Source organism: Flavobacterium terrisoli (assembly GCF_030167905.1).
GTDB classification, from domain to species: domain Bacteria; phylum Bacteroidota; class Bacteroidia; order Flavobacteriales; family Flavobacteriaceae; genus Flavobacterium; species Flavobacterium terrisoli.
The window spans coordinates 122,587-146,050 of the sequence record NZ_JARGNA010000007.1 but is presented as its reverse complement, the minus strand read 5'-3'; the positions used below and the strand labels follow the sequence as shown (position 1 = coordinate 146,050).

At 39.2% G+C, this 23,464-nt stretch carries 18 protein-coding genes; 5 read left to right on the top strand and 13 right to left on the bottom strand.

All coding sequences use genetic code 11. The features are described 5' to 3' along the window. The first annotated feature begins 25 nt into the window (after positions 1-25). Positions 26-406: a bacillithiol system redox-active protein YtxJ gene (gene ytxJ, locus P1K33_RS11125; RefSeq protein WP_284653044.1), complete on the top strand. Its 381-nt coding sequence runs from the start codon at positions 26-28 to the stop codon at positions 404-406. 31 nt (positions 407-437) lie between these two features. On the opposite strand, the gene P1K33_RS11120 is transcribed toward ytxJ, so the two are convergent. The 5 genes from P1K33_RS11120 to thrA all read right to left on the bottom strand — a co-directional run bounded on the left by P1K33_RS11120 (position 438) and on the right by thrA (position 7,129). Then, positions 438-1,622: a hypothetical protein gene (locus P1K33_RS11120; RefSeq protein WP_284653043.1), complete on the bottom strand. Its 1,185-nt coding sequence runs from the start codon at positions 1,620-1,622 to the stop codon at positions 438-440. A gap of 71 nt (positions 1,623-1,693) precedes the next feature. Beyond that, on the bottom strand, positions 1,694-2,458 hold the full coding sequence (locus P1K33_RS11115) for a hypothetical protein (RefSeq protein ID WP_284653042.1): 765 nt from the start codon (positions 2,456-2,458) through the stop codon (positions 1,694-1,696). A gap of 8 nt (positions 2,459-2,466) precedes the next feature. Continuing rightward, positions 2,467-3,753, bottom strand: coding sequence for a threonine synthase (thrC, locus tag P1K33_RS11110; RefSeq protein ID WP_284653041.1), 1,287 nt, complete (start codon positions 3,751-3,753; stop codon positions 2,467-2,469). Between the two features lies 1 nt (position 3,754). After that, positions 3,755-4,678, bottom strand: a complete 924-nt coding sequence (locus P1K33_RS11105) for a homoserine kinase (RefSeq protein ID WP_284653040.1) — start codon at positions 4,676-4,678, stop codon at positions 3,755-3,757. Between the two features lie 3 nt (positions 4,679-4,681). Beyond that, positions 4,682-7,129, bottom strand: a complete 2,448-nt coding sequence (gene thrA, locus P1K33_RS11100; protein ID WP_284653039.1) for a bifunctional aspartate kinase/homoserine dehydrogenase I — start codon at positions 7,127-7,129, stop codon at positions 4,682-4,684. Between the two features lie 409 nt (positions 7,130-7,538). Between thrA and hutH the strand changes: the two genes are divergently transcribed. Continuing rightward, positions 7,539-9,041 (top strand): histidine ammonia-lyase, encoded by a 1,503-nt coding sequence (hutH, locus tag P1K33_RS11095; protein WP_284653038.1) that lies wholly within the window; start codon positions 7,539-7,541, stop codon positions 9,039-9,041. Positions 9,042-9,044: 3 nt separating this feature from the next. Here hutH and P1K33_RS11090 read toward each other — a convergent pair whose 3' ends face one another. Next, positions 9,045-9,410 carry a DUF1573 domain-containing protein gene (locus tag P1K33_RS11090; RefSeq protein ID WP_284653037.1) on the bottom strand — a complete coding sequence of 122 codons (366 nt, stop codon included), beginning with the start codon at positions 9,408-9,410 and terminating at the stop codon, positions 9,045-9,047. An 8-nt stretch (positions 9,411-9,418) separates the two neighbouring features. Continuing rightward, on the bottom strand, positions 9,419-10,717 hold the full coding sequence (locus P1K33_RS11085) for a hypothetical protein (protein WP_284653036.1): 1,299 nt from the start codon (positions 10,715-10,717) through the stop codon (positions 9,419-9,421). A 324-nt stretch (positions 10,718-11,041) separates the two neighbouring features. On the opposite strand from P1K33_RS11085, the gene P1K33_RS11080 reads away from it, so the two are divergent. Continuing rightward, positions 11,042-13,603, top strand: coding sequence for a RemA C-terminal-like gliding motility protein (locus tag P1K33_RS11080; protein WP_284653035.1), 2,562 nt, complete (start codon positions 11,042-11,044; stop codon positions 13,601-13,603). On the opposite strand, the gene P1K33_RS11075 is transcribed toward P1K33_RS11080, so the two are convergent. The 6 genes from P1K33_RS11075 to P1K33_RS11050 all read right to left on the bottom strand — a co-directional run bounded on the left by P1K33_RS11075 (position 13,600) and on the right by P1K33_RS11050 (position 19,265). Beyond that, positions 13,600-13,959, bottom strand: coding sequence for a DUF1304 domain-containing protein (locus P1K33_RS11075; protein WP_284653034.1), 360 nt, complete (start codon positions 13,957-13,959; stop codon positions 13,600-13,602). The two genes, P1K33_RS11080 and P1K33_RS11075, sit on opposite strands and share 4 nt — an antisense overlap. A gap of 2 nt (positions 13,960-13,961) precedes the next feature. Next, positions 13,962-14,543: a TMEM175 family protein gene (locus P1K33_RS11070; RefSeq protein ID WP_284653033.1), complete on the bottom strand. Its 582-nt coding sequence runs from the start codon at positions 14,541-14,543 to the stop codon at positions 13,962-13,964. A gap of 3 nt (positions 14,544-14,546) precedes the next feature. Further along, complete coding sequence (locus P1K33_RS11065; RefSeq protein ID WP_284653032.1) at positions 14,547-15,062, bottom strand: DUF421 domain-containing protein; 516 nt, start codon at positions 15,060-15,062, stop codon at positions 14,547-14,549. Positions 15,063-15,064: 2 nt separating this feature from the next. After that, entirely contained in the window at positions 15,065-15,247 is a 183-nt protein-coding gene (locus P1K33_RS11060; protein WP_284653031.1) for a GldL-related protein, read from the bottom strand. A gap of 12 nt (positions 15,248-15,259) precedes the next feature. Continuing rightward, positions 15,260-16,636: a 30S ribosomal protein S6--L-glutamate ligase gene (gene rimK, locus P1K33_RS11055; protein WP_284653030.1), complete on the bottom strand. Its 1,377-nt coding sequence runs from the start codon at positions 16,634-16,636 to the stop codon at positions 15,260-15,262. Positions 16,637-16,721: 85 nt separating this feature from the next. Beyond that, positions 16,722-19,265, bottom strand: a complete 2,544-nt coding sequence (locus P1K33_RS11050) for an ATP-dependent Clp protease ATP-binding subunit (protein WP_284653029.1) — start codon at positions 19,263-19,265, stop codon at positions 16,722-16,724. A gap of 265 nt (positions 19,266-19,530) precedes the next feature. Between P1K33_RS11050 and gyrA the strand changes: the two genes are divergently transcribed. Then, positions 19,531-22,098 (top strand): DNA gyrase subunit A, encoded by a 2,568-nt coding sequence (gene gyrA, locus P1K33_RS11045; protein WP_284653028.1) that lies wholly within the window; start codon positions 19,531-19,533, stop codon positions 22,096-22,098. A 15-nt stretch (positions 22,099-22,113) separates the two neighbouring features. After that, positions 22,114-23,424, top strand: coding sequence for a tetratricopeptide repeat protein (locus P1K33_RS11040; RefSeq protein WP_284653027.1), 1,311 nt, complete (start codon positions 22,114-22,116; stop codon positions 23,422-23,424). Positions 23,425-23,464: the final 40 nt, after the last annotated feature.

Here is a 23,464-nt window from a genome sequence, read left to right as displayed (position 1 = left end):
AACAACACAACTAAAAACTAATGCTATGAACCTATTTAAAAGTATTTTCGGATCTGCCGATACTGAAAGCTCCAAAATAGATTGGAGGCCGTTGACCGACATCGGTCAGTTGAATGAAATAATCAACGAATCGACACAAAAACCTGTGGCTATTTTCAAGCACAGCACGCGTTGTGGCGTAAGCCGTATGTCGCTCAAAGAGTTTGAAAGCGAATTTGATCTGCACGATTTTGTGACGCCTTATTTTGTTGATTTACTCGAAAACCGACATGTTTCGGATGCAATAGAAAAGAAGTTTGGAATTGAACACCAATCACCGCAATTGATCTTAATCAAAAACGGGGAGCCTATTTATGATGCGTCGCATGGTGATATTTACGCCGATGATTTGAAGCGATATTTATAAAAAAAAGCCGAAGCATTGCTTCGGCTTTTTTTTATCTCCTGAATTTATTCTTGGTAATAATATCTTTGAGCTTGTTCTTTAAATCGTTTCCGGTATCGAAAACCATTTGTTCATTGCTTGGAAACGGAACAGCCCGGCGGTCGAAGTATTGGTAATAATCTTGTTCACAAGCACGTTTGTCACCACGGTATTTGGCATACATATAATTGAAAGTAAACTCGCTGGCCAATGGAAACGTTTGCAATAACTGATTGTTTCTGAAATCGATGTAATCTACTTTAGCCGTTACCTGACAGGCTTTGAATTGAGAAAACTCATTTATTTTGGCACGAACGGTCCTCATGTCATCCACTTTTATCGGTCGGCCCAAACTGTCTTTAACGACATTTCCGTTGGCGTCCAAAAGGTTTTTAAGTCCAACCTTAATCAGTTTCTCTTTTTGGATTTCCTTTTCCTTGATTTGTTCAGGGGAAATTTTAATGTCGCGGAAATTCACCACTAAACCATAATCATAATCAATTCCTTTTTGGCGGTTGCTGTGGTAGACGGTCCATTTGTCATTTAATCCCAAAGTACTGAAGTCAAGCAAATCGTTTTCCAAACGTTGCGGAATCACCATATTGGTCTCATTTTTGGTATAAACGCTCACAAAATCGGTGCCTTTGAATTGGGCATCCTGAATGAGCTTGTCGGTGTCTTTGAATCCCGGACTTAAAGCTTGCAAATACATCAAGTCGTCATAAGCACGGCGAACCACCATTTTATCTTTATTGGCCAAAAGCGCTTTGGAGTTGTTGTATAGATATTTGGCTAAAGCATTTTTACTGCTTACAATCTGATCGGTATAATCATCAAAAGGGAATTTGGCATCGCGTCCTTCTTTTAATAATTTTAAAGGTAATAAAGGTCTGATGCTTTCCTGACGGTTATTAAGCTGCACATAGGTTTCATAAATCTTCTCTAAGTTTTGCGGATTGGCATCTTTAAACCAAGTATCGATGTTGCGTAAATCACGCTCTTTGGCTTTGGCGAATGCTTCTTCGAGCATATAAACATAATCTTGTTTGCCTTTGGCATTTTTGTTGCCCTGCAAGCCACCCACTGCATTTTGAATGGCGGCATCATAATCGCCGGAAGTCAGTAATTCACGGGTTTGTTTAACACCGCATGCAGAAACGATAAGTAGTAGGAAAAGTAGAGAAGTAATTTTTTTCATTGTATAGATTTTGAACAAATATAAGAGAAATCACTTTGTTTTGAAACAGATTTTAAGACCCGGGAAAGAATTTACGGAATAGGTTTGATTTTGAGGTATTGCCATTGGTCATTCAGACTTCCATCGGGTTTCCAATAATGGCTTGTTGCGACAACCGGAAGATAAAATGAGCCGTCCGTACTCCAAAACATATCGGTAATTTCCCCGGCCGGCATCCAATATTTGAAACCGGTATTCATTTTTTGAACTATCTTTTTGTTGTCGATTACAAAGAAATCCATATCTGCCGTATTTTCATAAACGTTCGCTCCTAAGCAAATAATCTTTTTTTTATCTGATGAAACATTAGGAAAGTCTACGAAGGTTGTAGTTATCTCACAACTTGTTTTGTCGATTAGTTTAAAGTCATAATCTTCCCAATACATACCATAAACTACATAAGCATTAAGCCAATTGATTTGCCCAATATATTCATAAACACGATTGGTTTCTTCCTCTGAGGGAAGATCTGTAAAGGTGACAGTCTTCTTTTGACAAGGCAATGTGATAATGCCTTTACTCTTTTTATGGGCTAAAGTATCCGCTTTGAGAAGAGAAACCGCCTTTTTCTTTTTTGTGTTATAAAGCTTTTGGTCAATCAATTCAAAGCTGAAATACTTCGTTAACGATTCATCCTCATGGTAATAAGTGGTGCTGTCGTTTTCAGTGAGATAAGCAATGATAGTCAAATCCGACTGATCCAATATCTTTTTGGTTGTTCTAAGGCTATCGTTTTGTGCCTTTAGACCAAAGCTTAAAGACAGAACGAATAGGACTAAATAGGCTTTTGAGTTCATCTTATAATTTATTCCAAAAAAGTTCTCAAATCCTCATAAGTCTTAATCTTAGTCGAAACTTTTTCTTTGCCTAAAACACTTTCAATCTGTGTCGGAATCGGTAATTTCAAGTCCAGTAAAGGTTCAACGACATCTAAGAATTTAATGGGATGCGCCGTTTCAAGAAATACGCCGATGCTATCAGGTTGTTTTTCCATTTCCTTTTTGAGTCCCAAATAACCCACGGCACCATGTGGTTCGGCTATGTATTGTGTTCTGTTGTAAATGTCTTTGATGGCGATTTCGGTTTCAGTATCTGTGAATGAATAAGATGAGAAGTCTTTCTCAAATTCGTTTAAGTCATAATGATACAATTCCTGAATGCGAATAAAATTAGACGGGTTTCCCACATCCATCGCATTAGAAATCGTGGCAATGGAAGGTTTTGGTTCGTAGTTTCCTTTTTCTAAAAATCTTGGAACGGTATCATTAGCATTGGTGGATGCAACGAAATGGGCGATAGGTAAGCCCAATCTTTTGGCCATAATTCCGGCACAAATATTTCCAAAGTTACCACTCGGGCAGGAAAGGATAAGTGGTTTGTCGTATTTTTTTAATTGTCGGTACGCAAAGAAAATATAAAACATCTGTGGCAGCCAACGGGCGATGTTAATCGAATTGGCAGAAGTCAGGTTCTTGTGGTTTAAAGTATGATCCAGAAAGGCTTTTTTGACCATATCCTGGCAATCATCAAAAACACCGTCAACTTCCAATGCTTTTATGTTTTTTCCCAACGTAGTTAATTGACGCTCTTGTATTTCACTTACTTTACCTGAAGGATAGAGTATGATTACTTCAACGCCTTTTACGTCTAAAAAACCACTAGCAACAGCTCCGCCGGTATCACCGGAAGTCGCAACCAAAACGGTTACTTTTTTGTCATCATTGCGGTTGAAATAACCCAGGCATCTCGACATGAATCGGGCGCCGACATCTTTAAATGCCATAGTTGGTCCGTGGAATAATTCCAATGAAAAGACATCATTCTCTACCGGCACACAGGGAAAGTCAAAGCAAAGCGTTTCGGCTATGATGCGTTTGAGTTCGGCTTCAGGGATTTCATCGCCTACGAATTGTCTGATGGCTTCAAAAGCGATTTCTTCGTGGCCGAGGTTTTCTATGTTCTGAAAGAAAGAATAGGGAAGCGGTGTGATGCTCTCAGGAAAGTACAAACCTCTGTCGGGCGCTAACCCAAGCACTACAGCTTCTTCAAAGCTGACTCTCGGTGAATTTTTATTTAAACTAAAGTATTTCATTTTATATGGTTTTTACACCTTCGTCATTCACTTTTGAAAGATGAATGTCAAAAGGAATTCCGGTTTCAAGATAGCTGTTGCTCATGGCAAAAGCTACTTTTTCGGCAATTGCTTGTCCTTTGCACAAAGCAAAAATGGATGGTCCGGCGCCGGAAATTCCCGCACCGAGCGCACCACTTTGCAAGGCAGCATTTTTAACTTCTTCAAAATTAGGGATTAATTGTTTGCGCGCCGGTTCAATAATCACATCCTGTAACGACCGACCGATGAGTGCATAATCTTGGGTGTATAATCCGGCAATCAATCCACCAAGATTTCCCCATTGTGTTATCGCGTCTTTTAAAGCCACCGTAGGAGAAAGCACTGCTCTCGCATCCGAAGTTTTGACTTCAATCTGCGGATGCAGGACTACGGCGTAAATTTCACTCGGACTTTCAATTTTAATCACATCTAACGGATTGTAACCACGGACCAGAGTGAATCCGCCCAGAACGCAAGGCGCGACATTATCGGCATGTTCGGAACCACTGGCTAAAGCTTCACCTTTCATGGCAAAATCAACCAACTCGTGGCGTGTAAAAGGTTTGCCCAACAATTCATTGATGCCAAAAACTGCTCCGGCCGCACTGGCAGATGAGCTACCAATACCACTGCCGGCTTTTATTTTTTTATGGATTTCGATTTCGAAACCGCAATCCGGATTGGCAGCATTGACAATGGCTAAAGCGGCCACACCGGCAACATTTCTCTCAGTTTCCAAAGGCAAATCGGCTCCGGTAATTTTGGTGATTCTGATCCCTTTTTCTACAGTCTTTCTAATGATCATTTCGTCGCCAACGCCTTCAAGGCATAGCCCTAAGACGTCAAATCCACAATTGAGATTGGCGATGGTAGCCGGGCAGAATATTTTTATTTCGTTTTCCATGATTTATACATTTCCAATTCGAATCACATCGGCAAAAATCCCTGAAGCGGTTACGGCAGCTCCGGCACCGGCGCCTTTGATTAACAATGGCTGGTCAATATAACGATCGGTGTAAAACTGTACGATATTGTCCTTTCCTTCCAAATTGTAAAACGGACTGTCAGAAGGAATGAACTGCAAGCCTACGCTGGCTTTGCCGTTTTCAAAAGAAGCCACAAATTTCAATCGGCTGTCTTTGGCTTTGGCTTCCGCCAAAAGATTATCAAAATGACTGGCATGCTTTGTTAACGATTTAAAAAAATCATCGTTGTTGGTTGTGTCCATACATTCTTTTGGTAAGAACGAATTGTTGACAATGTCTTCCATTTCCATTTCGTAACCGCTTTCGCGGATGAGGATTAATATTTTTCTGGCAACATCAACACCACTTAAATCAATTTTTGGGTCAGGTTCTGTAAAGCCTTGAACGCCTGCCTCTTTTACTACATCATGGAAGTTGTAAGTATCGCTGAAATTATTAAAAATAAAGTTCAAACTTCCTGATAAAACCGCATTGATTCTATTCACTTTATCACCCGAAGCAATCAGGTGTTTTAGGGTATCAATGATCGGTAAACCGGCACCAACATTGGTTTCGAACAGGAATGGTGCGTTGTATTTTCGCGACAGGTTTTTGAGGTTTTTGTAGTTGTTGTATTCTGAAGAACAGGCAATTTTGTTGCAGGTAACCACCGCAATATTCTGACTCAGGAATTGGTCATAAATGCCGGCAATATCATAATTAGCGGTAATGTCCACAAAGATGCTGTTGCGCAGGTTCAAATCTTTGACGCGTTGGATAAACGCTTTTGGATTCGCTTTTTCTCCGTTATCTAAAGTCTCTTTCCAGTCTTTCAGGTTGATGCCTTCTTCATCAAAAACCATTTTTCGGGAATTCGATAAGGCAATCACACGCACATTGATTTTGAGGTTTTCCTTTAGGAATTTCTTTTGCTGGCTAATCTGGTCAATGAACTTTTCGCCCACATTACCCACGCCCATAACAAACAGATTCAACTGTTTGGTATTGTCTTCAAAGAAACGTTCGTGCAAGGTATTCAGTGCTTTTTTGACATCTTTCTCATTAATCACAACTGAGATGTTTCTTTCGGATGCACCTTGCGCAATGGCTCTGATATTGACATTGTTTTTGCCTAAAGTGCTGAACATTTTTCCGCTGATACCTTGGTGGTTTTTCATACTTTCGCCAACCAATGCCACGATGCACAATTCTTTCTCTACAATCGTCGGATCAACTTTGCCTTGCGCAATTTCCAATTCAAAGGCTTTGTCAATGGCTGATTTTGCCTTATTGGCATCGGTATCAAGAATGCCCACACAGATGGAATGTTCCGATGATGCCTGTGTAATGAAAATTACATTGATGTTTTCGTTAGACAATACTTCGAATAAACGTTTGGACGAACCGGCAACACCAACCATTCCTGAACCTTCTAAGGTCAGCAAGGCAATGTTGTCGATATGTGTAATTCCTTTGATAGGATTATTTGAAGCTTCCGGATTATTGGAAATTAAGGTTCCGTAAGCTTCAGGTTCAAAAGTATTTTTGATAAAAATAGGAATGCTGTCTCTCAGTACTGGCTGAATCGTTGGCGGATATAACACTTTGGCACCAAAATGCGACAGTTCCATTGCTTCCTGATAGGAAATGGTTTCTATCGGTTGGGCTTGCTTTACGCTTTTCGGATTGGCCGTAAACATACCGTTGACATCTGTCCAGATTTCCAACACATCAGCTTTAACGGCTGCAGCTATTATGGCTGCCGTATAATCGGAACCACCGCGACCCAAAGTAGTGGTGTTTCCGTCTAAAGATGAAGCGATAAAACCTGGGAACAATGTTACCTGATGATTGTTGTTTTTAAAATAATCAGCAATGAGTTTGTTGGTAATTTCAAAATCAACAGCAGCTTTTCCGAAATTGGAGTTGGTTTTGATGACTTCGCGGCTGTCTTTGAATGCCGAATTACTAACTTTTTGTTTCAGTGCTACGGCAATAATCTGAGAAGACAACAATTCGCCAAATCCAGCGACGATATCAGCCGTTCTGCTCGACAATTCGCCCAAAAGATAGCAACCGTCCAATAAAGTCTTTAAATGGTTGATATTGCTGTTTATGGTGTCGATAATCTCGCTTTGTTCGCTTAGCGAAATCAATTCGTCTATGGCATCTTTGTGTTTTCTTTCGATTTGACTAATAATATCTTTATAGCCTTTGTCTTTGGCACCGGCAGTTTTTCCGGCCAAAATCAATAAATCGGTTACACCGCTAAAGGCAGAAACGACTACGGCGAGTTGGTTGTCCTTACTTTTATTGGCTACAATAGCTATGGTTTTCGAAATATTTTCAGCATTGGCTACCGAAGTACCGCCAAATTTTAATACTATCATGACTTTTTAGTTATGAGTTATGAATGATGAGTTATGAGTGATTTGCTTTCTTGCGAAAGGACATGTCAAGTGGATTATATGTGAAAATTATACCCCAAACGGGGTTGTAGTTGTTGATGTTGTTGATGTTGTTGTAGCCAAAGTGGCAACCAAAGTATTGGTTGTAGAAGAGAATTGGTATTTGGCTAATTGTGACATCATGTTTTTCAAATGTATAACTTTTTGAGAATTAAAAAAGGTTTCCTTAAATTTTTAAGAATATCGCAATAAATCTTTACAACTGATAGGTTTTTATTTATATCAATATTCTAAAGCTGATTTTTTTAATAAATTCTCAAAAAATACTCGGCTAATTTGTTGCTTTTTAACAATCGTTTACGGAATTTTGGGCTTTTAATCCTGACTAAAAATGGAGCATTCGCATTACATCAGTACGGAAGTATTGAGCTTAGAGACTTTACAAGAGATCATTTCAGAGCATAAAACTTTAGCACTTTCTGAAGAAGCACAGTTGAACATTCAACAATGCCGCGATTATCTGGACCAAAAAATGGCCGCTAATGAAACCCCAATTTACGGCATCAACACTGGTTTTGGTTCGTTGTGTAATGTAAAAATATCGAATGAGAATTTATCTCAGCTTCAGGAAAACCTAGTAAAATCGCATGCCTGCGGCACGGGAGAAGAAGTGCCGCTGGAAATTGTAAAACTGATGTTGTTGCTCAAAATCCAATCGTTGAGCTACGGAAATTCGGGTGTGCAATTGCAAACGGTAGAGCGTTTGGTTGATTTTTATAACAATGATATTTTGCCGGTAATTTATACCCAAGGTTCATTGGGTGCGAGTGGCGATTTGGCTCCATTGGCACATTTATCTTTACCATTGTTAGGCGAAGGCGAAGTGTATTATGAAGGATTCCGTCAACCGGCGAAGAAAGTATTGGAGAAAATGGGTTGGCAACCAATCGTGTTGCAGTCTAAAGAAGGTTTGGCCTTATTGAACGGAACCCAATTCATGAGCGCTTACGGCAGTCATATTTTGTTGAAAGCGATGAAATATTCGTATTTGGCAGATGTCATTTCGGCCATTTCGTTAGAAGGATTTGACGGCAGAATAGAGCCTTTTGATGAATTGATCCATTATGTTCGTCCGCACAAAGGGCAAATCGTAACGGCTAAGAGAATGAGAGAACTGTTGGAGGACAGCCAAATCATTGCCCAACCTAAAGAACATGTTCAGGATCCATATTCTTTCCGTTGTATTCCACAGGTGCATGGTGCTTCGAAGGACACAATTGATTATGTAAAAAAAGTATTCAAAACCGAAATCAACTCGGTGACCGATAACCCGAATATATTTAAAGACGAAGACGTGATTATTTCCGGCGGGAATTTCCACGGACAGCCATTGGCTTTGGCCTTAGACTTTTTAGGCTTGGCTTTGGCCGAATTGGGCAGTATTTCAGAAAGAAGAACCTACCAATTGATTTCAGGTTTGCGAGGTTTACCGGCATTCTTAGTCGACAATCCGGGATTGAACTCGGGCTTTATGATTCCGCAATATACTGCGGCTAGCATTGCCAGTCAAAACAAACAATTGGCTACACCGGCAAGTGTGGATAGCATTGTTTCGAGCAACGGACAGGAAGACCATGTAAGCATGGGTGCAAATGCTGCGACCAAAACGCTTCGTATTATGGAAAATCTGGAACGTATCCTGGCGATTGAATTGATGAATGCTTCTCAGGCGATTGCTTTCAGAACACCTTTGAAGTCAAGTGAGTTTATTGAAAGTTTCCTGAAATCTTACCGTGAAGAAGTGCCATTGGTTAAAGAAGACCGAATCCTACACTACGACATCGAAAACTCGGTGGCGTTTTTGAACAGTTTTATGATTGATTTGGAGGAGTAGATACTATTCGATTATCTCATATTTTATCCTGAAAACGGCTGATTTACCATTAACTGAATTGGTATTGATATTGAAATACCTGTTTTGTTTTCCTATTCGGTTAGTCATAAATGTTATTTCAAAGTAACTCTTTTTATCAGGATATATGGGTTCAGTTGGTTTTAAAGCCACCATATCCGATACGCCCCATTGTATGGATTCAATGATTAATGGTTTTTTACCAACATTGGTAAAATATACTTTGACTTTATGGTTTTCGGTTGAGACTTTAATTTTGCCAAAATCATAAACTAAGCTGTCGAGTTTAATTTCCTGACTTTTTGCCGTTAAGCCAAATAGGACAAGACAGAGGAATACTAGTATTTTCATCACCAGAATTAATTTTTATAGATTTGATTTACACCAATCTGCACATATTCATATTGAGTATCGGGTGTTATTTCCAAAACATCGGCAAGCCCAAACGGACTGCAGATAAGATGCTTAAATTTGCAAAAAGTATGAGGCCAGCCTTTTTCAATTATATCTAAGTTATAACCCGAAAACAAATCTCTTTTTTCTTCTTCGGGCGTAACAAATCTATAAGTAAAACTAAAAAGTGTTTTATCATCTTTCTTAGGTTTGTTCAGTGTTTTTTGTTCGATTATATTGGAAATTGTTCTATAAGGTATGGTATTGATTCCACCATTAGGCATATTATCCCAATCATGGTTTGGATTTGTATCATATACAGTATCGTTGTGTTCTTGATAGTCATAGAATTCCTTTTGATAATATTTCTCCCTGAGTTTATATAATGAGTCTAACTCATTTTGATTTAAAGTATATACATTTTTATGCAGCAATCCCCTGAAATATTTGTCGCGGTAGCTTCGAGTCATATTGGTGCCTTTCCATTTGGTTTTCTGTTTGTAATTTGGGAACTTATTGATGGTATCATATAAACTATACGCTATGTGCTTCGGAATATAGTTGGGCTTACCGTCAGTGGTAAAAAACTCAGTAGTGTTTTTTGTATATGGGTTTATGACTTTAGTTTTTAACAACAGCGCATCAATAGAGTAAATGTTTTTATCATTTGATAGTTTGTACAATAAAGGATCATTAAATCGTTTAAAATCTTTTCCATTTTTTTTAGTGACATAGCAAAACCGTCTGAAATTTAAATCATAGTTGTGTTTTTGTTTTAGAATTAGCTCAGGATAGTGTTTGTTGAAATAGGTTTTTAAACTTAGTGTATCTGAACTTGTTTTCCAAAGGATGGAATCCTCAAATTTTTGAGTGAACTGAATCACCTTTTTGTTTTTGTCTTCTTTATAGTGGTTCAAAGTATCACCGGCAATTCTGACACGGTATGGCTTATACATTTTGAATTTAATTTCTTTTGGCAATCCACCTGGGTTTTGATATCCTTTTTCATTGTAGTTTTTATGATAAACCATAATGGTAGTATAATCTTTTGGGATTTCAGTAAAATAATAGTATTTGCCCTGCTCGTTGTATTTGCCTTTGATAGCTTTTATTTCAAAGCCTTCAAGAGTCACTCTAGCTTTGCTGATATTCTGACCGGTTTCGGCATCAGCAAGATGTACTTTAAGACTTGGTACAATGGCATTTTGTCCCAATGCAAATTGGGTTAAAAGCAGGAGGAAAGTATAGAGTATGATTTTTTTCATTTGCACTCTTTAAAGAGTAGGGTACAATTTAAACAAAAAGGTTGGGATGAATCGTTGGATTTATGAGAATTAATGAAATTTTAATGGTTAAAAAGGCAATTATAACAAAGGTGTTCTTCTTTGTAAGAGCATTGATTTCTAGTTGTTTATATGGTTTTAATGGTTCGTATTTTAACTTTTGTTTAATTTCAGAATAAGTTGTGTAGTTAAAAGGCGTTTTTGGTAGTTCACCGACTATTATTTCCAACATTTACCAAAATAGCTTAAATTTATGGTACCGCAATTTCTACTCGGTACTCGGCACCTGCTCAAAAAAGAAATATTATGAAACCAATTTTACTAACCTTAGTAGCGGTTTCCGTATTCTCATTAGACTTAAATGCCCAATGCACTATTACCGGAACAACCGTAAATGCCAGTTCACTCACTTGTAGTTCGTTCACTGGCTGTTCAACGATTTATGTTGGGGACGGAACCTCAGCAACAAGCCTTTATATGGATGCCGATTTAAACCTGAGTTGCTTGGGAGTCATTCAGCTTATCATCAGGAACAACGCATCGATTGACTTTACACCGGGAAATAATAGATTGACTCTTGGTGAAGGATCATCGTTGACCATCAATCCGGGAGGTTCACTCGTTGGAGGTTCCTGTAATGCATCGGAACGCATTTATATCGGCACCAATTTACTGGCAAGCTGTAACGGTGGAGCAGGAGCAGATTTTAGTTTTTATGACCTTATGAACTTTGGCGGAACAGGAAGTTTAACTTCCAATTCACCGGTTTGTACCTCTAATACTTTAAATCTTTTGGCCACACCACCGCCTAACGGAACTTATACTTATTCGTTTTTAGGAGGCGGATTGCCTGGTGGTGGGACAACGTATTCAACCAGTCCCAGCTATAGTTTAACGGCACCGGCAAGTGCGGGTTCGTATTTGTATCAGGTGAAAATGAAATCTTCACTTCCCGGAAATCCGATTATCATTGCTGAAATAACTGTAGTGGTCAATACGGGTTTGGCTACTGCCACACCAGTGACTACACTTACTCAGCCTACCTGTACATTGGCCACGGGAACCATTACCATTACTTCGCCAACAGGCAGCGGCATGACCTACAGTATCAATGGATTGACTTATACCAATACAACAGGTGTTTTCACTGGTGTTGCGACAGGCACTTATAGTGTAACCGCTAAAAATTCTTCAGGTTGTATTTCGCCTGCAGCGAGTGCCACCATTAATGGCCAGCCAACCAATACCTGGAACGGAACGTCATGGTCAACCGGTTTTCCTCCAACAACCAGTGAAATTGCAGTTTTTGCTGGAAATTATTCTTCATCAGGAGACATCACCGCTTGTTCCCTTCAAATTAATACAGGAATTGCAGTTACAATGAATACAGGACATACTATAACAATACAAAATAGTGTTACCGTAAACGGCAGTGGATCTTTAACTTTAGAAGATGGCGCCAGTCTGCTACAGACCAATGATGCGGCAGTAAATACCGGAAATATTACCTATAAAAGAAAAACGACACCATTGACTGAGTTTGACTATACTTATTGGTCGTCTCCTGTCGCAGCAGCTACTCTGAGCCAAGTGGCAACCAACTCATTATTTTACAGCTATGATGCCTCAGGAAAAATCTGGGTAGGTGAAACCGGAGCAACTGTTATGACTCCGGGGATTGGTTACATCGGAAGAGCTCCGGATACTTTAACTTATAGCCCAACCCAAATCGTGGAAACTACTTTTGTAGGTGTGCCCAATAATGGTGTCATTAATGTACCGGTTATTAAAAATGGAATACCAAGTTACAATCTGATAGGGAATCCTTATCCATCAGCGATAGACATTGATGTGTTTATTACGGCAAATATCGCTGTGATGACCGGAACGGTTTATTTTTGGACGCATACAACTCCAATCACAAGTAATCAGTACACCATAAATGATTATGCCAAATACAATCTTACCGGTATGGTAGGAACGGGGACAGCAGCACCTTCCGGAGGGCCAGTTCCCACAGGTAAAGTAGCTGCAGCCCAGGGATTTTTTATTGAGGCAGATACAAGTTTAGCCAACGGAACTTATTCGGCAACATTTACTAACGCAGCCCGTATCGCAGGAAACAATAGCCAGTTTTTTAAAACCGGAAATGCTTCGGCTAATGCAGCCACTATTTCAGAAGGTTTGGAAAAACACCGTATTTGGTTATCATTGCGTCATACTGACGGTGGATACAATCAAATGCTGGTAGGTTATGTGCAGGGAGCTACCAATGATTTTGATCCCGTATTCGACAGTAAAACGGTGCCGGTTGGTAATTCAGTATCTATTTATACTAAAGTTGGTACTCGTGATTTATCGATTCAAGGGAAAAGTTTGCCTTTTTCAGTTACCGATATCATTCCAATTGCATACACTACGGCAGTTAATGGGCAATTGAGTATTAACTTGGATAATTTTGATGGCGCATTTGATCATCAGGATATATACTTATGGGATAAGCTTACAAATACCTTGCATGATTTAAGAAAGGCAGCCTATACTTTTGTAACAACAGCAGGAGCTTTTGAAAATCGTTTTGAATTGCGGTTTACCAATGAGTTGTTTGGCACAACAAATCAAGCGCTTACCGAAAATGATATAAAAATCATAAGCAATTCAGACCATCAATTGCAGATAATCTCTGCAAACACACCAATCGTACAAGTAGAAGTGCTTGATGTTTTGGGGAAACTGTTATTTAGTGAAAAAGGCTTAAAAACCAATCTGTTCCAAACCACTTCATTAAATACCACAACTCAGGTTGTTTTAGTCAAAGTAAGCCTTGAGAATCAGGATAGCATTACGAAAAAAAGTGTCATTCATTAAAGAAGAAAACTCAGCAATCCCAAAATTGCCGGTACTGCCTGTACAAAGAAGATTCTTTTGGAAGCCGTCATTGCGCCGTAAATTCCGGCTACAAGAACACAAGACAGGAAAAACAGGGCCACATTTTTACTCCAGTCAGTATCGCAAATGATGAGCGACCAAATCAATCCTGCAGCGAGAAAGCCGTTGTACAAACCTTGATTGGCCGCCATGACTTTGGTCTTTTCAAACTGGTCTTCCGGTATGGTTTTAAACACTTTGCGTCCGCGGGTGGTCCAGGCAAACATTTCCAGCCACAAAATATAAATATGCAGCAACGCAATAAATCCAACGATAATCTGAGAGAGTAAATTCATGGTTATTGTTTTTCGTTAAAAATACGTTCGATTCTTTTATCGGGAATCAACCACATCAACGCTACAAAAATATAGATGGCGCCGGCGATTACCGGATAGAAATTGGCAAAGGCAATTGAAACAGCGTATAAGAACACTGAGGCTTTTTCCTTGGTACCATTTCCAATGGCTTTGGATAAAGAAGAATCTTTCCCATGAATTTTGATGATTTGTATTTGCAATAAAAAATATGCAAAACCATTCATGAACAAAATGATTCCATAAAACATCATCGGAAAGGGAGCAAAGTGATGCTCACCAATCCAGGCCGTAGCAAACGGAATCATCGACAGCCAGAACAACAAATGCAAATTGGCCCAAAGAATCTTGCCATTAACTTGTTTTACGGTATGCATCATGTGATGGTGATTGTTCCAATAAATCCCGACATAAATAAAACTCAGGATATAACTCAAAAACTTATGAAGCAACGGGCGAAGCGCTTCTTCACTAACATTTTCAGGAACTTTAAATTCCAAAACCATGATGGTGATGATAATGGCTAAGACACCATCGCTAAAGGCTTCAAGTCTGTTTTTATTCATGAGTTAAGTATTTAGGTTTCCTAATGTTTTATGAATCCTTCTTTTGTGTCTGGTTTGTTTCAAATGGGTGTCACCCGTAATGATGCTGATGTTACCGTCAATTTCAAACATCGCCAGTTTGACGGCTGCATAATGTTCGACTCCATGTTCACGCATGGCTTCCTTTAATTCTTCATCGGTAATGCCTAATTTTGTCAGCGCTTTGAAATCGATTTTGCCATCGTGTATCAAAATCTCTGGTTTATCCTGAACCAAATCTTTAATGAAATTGGATTTGGACATGGCTTTCTTGAATATAAAATTAATGATAAACAAGGCAACAGCCGCAATGATTCCGCCCCAAAGCGATGTATTGTCTCCAACCATTGCATTCTGCACTGAATTGCTAATGAGCAAAATCAGAATAACATCGGCAGTGTTGAGTTGGGACAATTCCTTCTTGCCAAAAATGCGCAACGCAATGACCATGAATAAATACACGGAAACACTTCTGATTACGATTTCCAGATAAGGGTTCATTGTTATTTAGTGTTTTTGGTCAGGGTTATGATTAAAATGGCAATGGCAATTACTTCTGATAGCATGCCAATAGTCAGCATCACGTTGGCACCGGTCCAATGCATTATTTTGAACAACGCACCGATTATAGTGATAATCATTCCAATCAGAAAAATAATAGCAGAAGGCAGATAGATTTTATTCATAGTTGGTGTTTGTTAATTTTGTCCAATTTTAAAATTTTTCTCAATCGCCTTAATCATTTCTCCGGCAATGTCTTTGTTGGTGGCACCTTCAATGCCTTCCAATCCGGGAGACGAATTAACTTCTAATAATAACGGGCCTTTTGAGGAACGGATGATATCAACACCCGCGACTTTCAAGTCCATCGCTTTGGCTGCTTTAATCGCAATTTTCTTTTCGTCAGCCGTTGGTTTGATAACCGAAGCTGTGCCACCCATATGGATATTGGCTCTGAATTCACCCGCTGCGGCTTCGCGTTGAATGGCCGCGACTACTTTGCCGTCAACGACAAACAAACGCAAATCTTTACCATTAGCTTCCTTGATGAATTCCTGTACTAAAATATTCGCATTCAAACTCTTGAACGCATTGATTACCGATTCGGCTGCTTTTTTGGTTTCGGCCAAAACAACGCCTTTTCCCTGTGTGCCTTCGAGCAGTTTTACAATCAGCGGTGAACCGCCAACCATTTTAATCAAATCGTCGGTGTCCAAAGGTGAATTGGCAAATCCGGTGGTTGGAATATCCACGCCGTGATGCAACAATAATTGTAGTGAAAACAGTTTGTCTCTTGATTGGGTTATCGCTGCCGCCGAATTTAGGCAAAAGACTTTCATCGCTTCAAACTGACGCGTTAAAGCACAACCATAAAAGGTAATGCTTGGGCGGATTCTCGGTATCACCGCGTCGAAATTATCCAACACTTTACCGCCGCGATAATGGATCTCCGGATTGTGTGCATCAAGTTTCATATAACATTCCTTGATGTTCAGGAAGTGCATTTCGTGTCCGCGCATTTCGCCGGCTTCCATGATGCGTTTGTTGCTGTACAATTCGGGGTTACTGGCTAAAACACCAATGCGCAAACCGGTTTTTGTGGCAATGGCATTTTGGTATAAATCTTTGAGGCTTTCGGTGGAAGTTTGTCCCAATAAATATTTTTGTTCAGGATCAACCAATATTCTGCCGCTCATGGCTTCGCGTCCAAGAAGCATTCGGAAACCCATGGAATCCCGATTGGTCAACGTCATTTCAATTTCCCAGGTATCGCTGCCGATGCACAAATTGGTTTTAATCACATAGCGCTGTTCGCGAAAACCACTCGAACTTTTGACAATTCTTTTGTCGACTAATTTGGCCTCACAATGGATAACGGTTTTGAGGTTATTCTGAATCGGGTTGATGTCAAATTTGACCCAGTTCTCGGTATCTTTTAAAAAAGGGGCAATGTTAATGGCGTGTAAAGCCGAAGTTTTGGCACCTGAATCTACACGTGCTTTAATGGCAGGAATTCCGAGTTCGGGAAACGAACACCATTCTTCGGAACCTAAAATGATTTTGTTTGCTGGCATTGATATAAAATTAAAAAGCCACGAAACACGAACAATTTAAACTAAATTTCATTCGGGATTCGCGGCTTTTAGAAGTTAAACTATCTTACTTTGTCGGCTTTTCAGCTTTTTGAATGGTAACGGTCAACTCTTGGGTTGTTTCATCTAAATCCATAAATATTTCGTCACCGGAAGCAATTTTCGAAGTAATGATTTCTTCGGCTAAAGCATCTTCAACATATTTCTGAATCGCTCTTTTTAACGGTCGGGCACCAAATTGCTTGTCAAAACCTTTCTCGGCGATAAAGGCTTTGGCCTTATCAGAAAGATTTAATTTATAACCCAATTCAGATACTCTCGCGTATAATTTTTTCAATTCGATTTCGATAATCAAATCGATATGCTCTTTTTCCAATGGATTGAAGACAATTACGTCGTCAATTCTGTTCAAGAATTCCGGTGCAAAGGTTTTCTTCAATGCATTTTCGATAACGCTTTTCGAGTTGTCATCGGCTTGTGCAATTTTGGCAGCTGTACCAAAACCAACACCCTGACCGAAGTCTTTCAATTGACGTGCTCCAACATTCGAAGTCATGATGATAATCGTATTTTTGAAATCGATTTTTCGACCCAAACTATCGGTCAGATAACCGTCATCCAAAACCTGTAACATCATATTAAACACATCAGGATGCGCTTTTTCAATCTCATCCAAAAGTACCACGCAATACGGTTTTCTACGTACTTTTTCGGTTAATTGTCCGCCTTCTTCGTAACCAACGTAGCCCGGAGGCGCACCGATTAATCTGGAGATGGCGAATTTTTCCATGTATTCACTCATATCGATACGGATTAACGCATCTTCTGAGTCGAATAATTCTTTGGCTAACACTTTTGCCAATTGGGTTTTACCAACACCGGTTTGACCTAAGAAAATGAACGAACCAATCGGACGATTAGGATCTTTCAATCCGGCTCGGTTACGTTGGATAGAACGGGCAATTTTCAAAACTGCTTCGTCCTGACCGATTACTTTTCCTTTGATTAAATCGGGTAAGTGAGCCAATTTGTTGCTTTCTGTTTGGGCAATACGATTCACCGGAATTCCTGTCATCATCGAAACCACATCGGCTACATTGTCTTCAGTCACACGGATTCGATTGCTTTTGGAATCTTCTTCCCATTGTTCCTGAGCGATGCCTAAGTCTTTTTCCAAGCGTTTTTCATCATCACGCAACTTGGCTGCTTCTTCGTATTTTTGTTTCTTAACGACAGAGTTTTTCAATTCGCGTACTTCTTCCAATTGGCGTTCCAAATCCAAGATTTGTTTTGGTACATCAATATTGGTAATGTGAACACGCGAACCTGCTTCGTCTAAAGCGTCAATCGCTTTGTCCGGAAGGAAACGCTCCGACATGTATCTGTTGGTTAATTTCACACACGCTTCAATTGCTTCATCAGTGTAAATAACATTGTGGTGGTCTTCGTATTTGTTTTTGATGTTGTTCAAAATCGTGATTGTTTCTTCAACTGAAGTTGGTTCCACAATTACTTTTTGGAAACGTCTTTCTAACGCGCCATCTTTCTCAATATATTGTCTGTATTCGTCAAGCGTTGTGGCACCAATACATTGTATTTCGCCACGCGCTAACGCTGGTTTAAACATATTTGACGCATCCAAAGAACCTGTAGCGCCACCGGCACCAACAATGGTATGGATTTCGTCAATGAATAAAATGATGTCGTCATTTTTCTCCAATTCGTTCATAACGGCTTTCATTCTTTCTTCAAATTGTCCGCGGTATTTTGTACCGGCAACTAGCGAAGCCAAATCAAGGGTTACGACTCTTTTGTTGAAAAGAATACGCGACACTTTCTTTTGAATGATGCGCAAGGCCAAGCCTTCGGCGATGGCAGATTTACCAACACCAGGTTCACCGATTAACAACGGATTGTTTTTCTTTCTGCGGCTCAGAATTTGAGACACACGCTCAATTTCTTTTTCACGACCCACAACAGGGTCGAGTTTACCTTCTTCGGCTAATTCGGTTAAGTCGCGACCAAAATTATCCAAAACCGGAGTTTTCGATTTCTTATTAGTCTTGTTTGCCGGATTATTAAAGCTGCCTTCTTTCAAACTGTCATCTTGACCTGAATCATCATTGTATGACTCATTTCTAGGCAGGTTATCTGTAAAATCTTCTTCGTTTGGTGTCATATTCAAATACTGTTCTTTAACTACATTATAGTCTATTTTCAGACGATGCAATAGTTTGGTTGTAGGATCATTTTCATTTCTTAGGATACACAAAAGCAAATGGGCGGTACTTATAGAAGTTGCCTGAAATACTTTGGCTTCTAAGAATGTTGTCTTTAAGGCACGTTCTGCTTGACGAGTCAAGTGCAGGTTTTTCTTTTCGTTACTTATTTCAACGTTCGGGTTTGCCGGACTTAAGATTTCGACCTTCTTGCGTAAATGTTCTAAATCTATAGACAGGTTATTTAAAATGGCAATTGCTTTACCATTTCCATCTCTGAGGATACCAAGCATCAAATGTTCAGTGCCAATAAAATCATGGCCCAAACGCAATGCTTCTTCCTTACTGTAGGTTATAACATCTTTGACTCTTGGTGAAAAATTATCATCCATAAAATAATATTGTTGGTAATGTAAATTTAGTTATTATGAATGGTTCTAACAAAAATCATTCCGCCTAAATGTACTGTCAGCTAATTGACAAAAAAAAAGCCAATAATAAAAGCGGTAACCTCACTATTTTATTAACCAAAAAAAGAGCCTATTTTGTTAATAAATCATTGAAATTTGTGGACTAAAAATAGCTCCAAAAGCTATAATTATCCTATATTAGCACGTTTTGAATTTAAACTAATTTTTTATTAATAATTTATAAAATATGTCTGACGGAGAAAAGTTAATTCCTATTAACATCGAAGATGAAATGAAATCAGCTTACATCGATTATTCGATGTCTGTAATTGTCTCAAGAGCGCTACCTGACGTGCGTGACGGTTTGAAACCGGTACACCGAAGAGTGTTATATGGAATGTATGATTTAGGCGTTTTTTCAAATAGAGCTCACAAAAAATCCGCGAGAATTGTTGGAGAAGTACTGGGTAAATATCACCCACACGGCGATACTTCAGTTTATGATGCCATGGTTCGTATGGCCCAGGAATGGAGTTTACGTTATTTATTAATTGATGGCCAGGGTAACTTTGGTTCGGTTGATGGCGATAGTCCGGCAGCGATGCGTTATACTGAGGCCAGAATGAAGAAGATGTCAGAAGACATTATGGCAGATATCGACAAAGAGACAGTGGATTTCCAATTGAACTTTGACGATACCTTGTATGAGCCAAAAGTAATGCCAACGAGAGTTCCGAATCTATTGATCAACGGAGCGTCAGGGATTGCCGTTGGTATGGCAACCAATATGCCGCCACACAACTTGACAGAAGTGGTTGATGGTACGTTAGCGTACATCGACAATAATGATATAGAAATTGACGAATTAATCACACACATCAAAGCACCCGATTTTCCAACCGGTGGTGTGATTTATGGTTACGAAGGTGTTCGTGAAGCATTCAAAACTGGACGTGGCCGTATTGTGATTCGTGCCAAAGTGGCTTTTGAAGAATCCAACGGAAGAGAAGCGATTATCGTTTCCGAAATTCCATACCAGGTGAACAAGGCAGAAATGATCAAAAAAACTGCCGATTTGATTAATGAGAAAAAAATCGAAGGCATTTCGAATATCCGTGACGAATCGGATAGAACCGGTATGCGTATCGTGTATGAATTGAAACGCGACGCGGTGCCGAATGTGGTTTTGAATACACTTTATAAATATACACAGTTGCAGTCTTCTTTTAGTGTAAACAACATTGCGTTGGTAAACGGAAGACCGCAAATGTTGAACGTTAAAGATTTGATTCACTATTTCGTAGAACACCGTCATGATGTTGTCGTAAGAAGAACCCAATTCGAATTGCGCAAAGCGGAAGAAAGAGCACACATCTTAGAAGGTTTGATCATTGCTTCGGATAACATTGACGAAGTAATTGCATTGATCCGTGCATCGAAAGATGGTGATGAAGCAAGAGCCAAATTGATTGAAAGATTCAGTTTGTCAGACATTCAGGCGCGTGCGATTGTTGAAATGCGTTTGCGTCAGTTAACCGGTCTGGAACAAGACAAGTTAAGAGCGGAATACGAAGAGATCATGAAATTAATTCAACACTTGAAAGATTTATTGGCAAGCAAAGAATTAAGAATGCAATTGATTAAAGATGAGTTAATCGAAATCAGAGACAGATATGGTGATGCACGTCGTTCAACTATTGAATACTCTGGCGGAGATGTAAGCATCGAAGATTTGATTGCCGATGAAAATGTGGTGATTACCATTTCTCACGCCGGTTATATCAAGCGTACCAACTTATCAGAATACAAAACACAAAACCGCGGTGGCGTTGGACAAAAAAGTGCCGGAACCAGAGATCAGGATTTCTTAGAGCATTTATTTGTGGCAACCAATCACCAATATTTATTGTTCTTTACCCAAAAAGGAAAATGTTTCTGGATGCGCGTTTACGAAATTCCTGAAGGAAGCAAAACGAGCAAAGGCCGTGCGATTCAAAACTTAATCAACATTGAAAGTGATGATAAGGTAAAAGCATTTATTTGTACGCAAGACTTAAAAGACGAAGAATACATCAACAGCCATTATGTAATCATGGCGACCAAACAAGGTCAGGTGAAGAAAACACCGTTGGAGCAATATTCCCGTCCACGTCAAAATGGTATCAACGCGATTACCATCAGAGAAGACGACGAATTATTAGAAGCAAAATTAACCAATGGCGACAGCCAGGTTTTGGTTGCGGTGAAATCAGGAAAATTGGTTCGTTTCGAAGAAGAAAAAACCCGTCCGATGGGAAGAACAGCTTCAGGAGTACGCGGAATTACCTTGGCCGATGACAAAGATGAAGTAATTGGTATGGTTTCTGTTAATAAGGATGATGTCAATGAAACACAATTGTTGGTCGTTACCGAAAACGGTTATGGAAAAAGAACCAAATTGGTAGATGAAGATGGAGAGGATGTTTACCGTATCACCAACAGAGGTGGAAAAGGAGTAAAGACCTTAAACATTACAGAAAAAACCGGAGCGTTGATTTCGATTAATGCCGTAACGGATGAAGACGATTTGATGATTATCAACAAATCGGGATTAACCATTCGTATGGAAGTGTCTGATTTGAGAGTGATGGGAAGAGCCACACAAGGCGTTCGTTTGATTAACATCAAAGGAAATGACTCGATTGCAGCGGTAACCAAAGTAATGAAAGAAGACGAAGTGGAAGAAGTTGAAGGTGAATTCGCAGAAGGTATTGATACCGACGAAGTAAATGATACCAAAACTTCAGAAGATGCCACTGAAGAAACACAAGAATAATTAAAATAAAATACCATGAAAATTAAACACATTGTATTGGCTTCAACAATACTAGTTTCTGTTTCAGCTTTTGCTCAAAAAGACGAGTTAAAAGCTTTGAAGAAAATCTATGCCAAAGAGATTCCTTCGGCAAACGATATTGTAGAGTATAAAGCTAATTTGGCAAAATTAGAACCACTTGCGACTGAAGAAGGTGATAAGATTTATGCTAATTTTTATAAATGTATGTTGCCAATATTACAAGTCACTTCTTATGGGCCAACAGTAACACCGGTTCAGATTGCATCGGCATATTCTCCAAAAGCAGTAACTGATTTGGCTTCAGGATTGAATGCTACTTTGGATTATGAGAAAAAGACAGGCAAAAAAGTATATACTGATGATATCAATGAAACGATAACGTCATTCAAACCGGACATTCTTACCATGGCAATTGCTTTAGGTCAAAAAGAAAGATTTAAGGAAGCTTCTGAAGTATTGTATGCGCTTTATCTTTTGGACAAAAAGAATCTGGACAACCTTTATTATGCGGCCAGTTATGCGGTTAATGCTAAAGACTATGATAAAGCTTTAGAGTATTATAATACTTTAAAAACAGCCAATTATACCGGCGATGCCGTGGTTTATTGGGCTATGAACAAAGCGGAAAAAAGAGAAGAAACCTTTCCTTCTAAGGACAACAGGGATTTGTTTCTGAAAGCCGGTACACACGAAAAGCCAAGAGATGAAAAACCTGAATCTAAGCGTGGTGAGATTTATAAAAACATTGCTTTGATTTTAGTTGAAAAAGGAAAAATAGATGAGGCAAAGGCTGCTGTAGCAGATGCCCGTAAAGCCAATCCTGAAGATACTTCATTGATTTTGACAGAAGCCGATTTGTATCTGAAAATGAATGATTTTCCGACTTATACCAGATTGGTAAATGAAGCCTTAGAGAAAAACCCGAACAATGCAGATTTGGTTTATAATTTAGGTGTAATCAGTGCCAATGGTGACAAATTAGCGGAAGCTGAAAAATATTATAAAAGAGCTTTGGAAATCGACAAGAATTATTTCAATGCCTATTTAAACCTGGCAGAATTAAAACTTAGGGAAGATCAAAAATTGGTTGACCAAATGAGTAAATTGGGAACTTCAGAAAAGGACAACAAGAAATATGACCAATTGAAAGCTGCCCAGAATAAAATTTACCAGGAAGTTTTACCATATCTTGAAAAAGCAGTTGAGTTGCAACCAACCAACGAACCGGCGAAAAAGACATTGTTAAGTGTTTATGGTGCTTTGGAAATGACAGATAAAGCTAAAGCGTTGAAAGCAAAAATGTAATTATCTATTTACTTCAAATAAAAAACCATCCTGAAAAGGA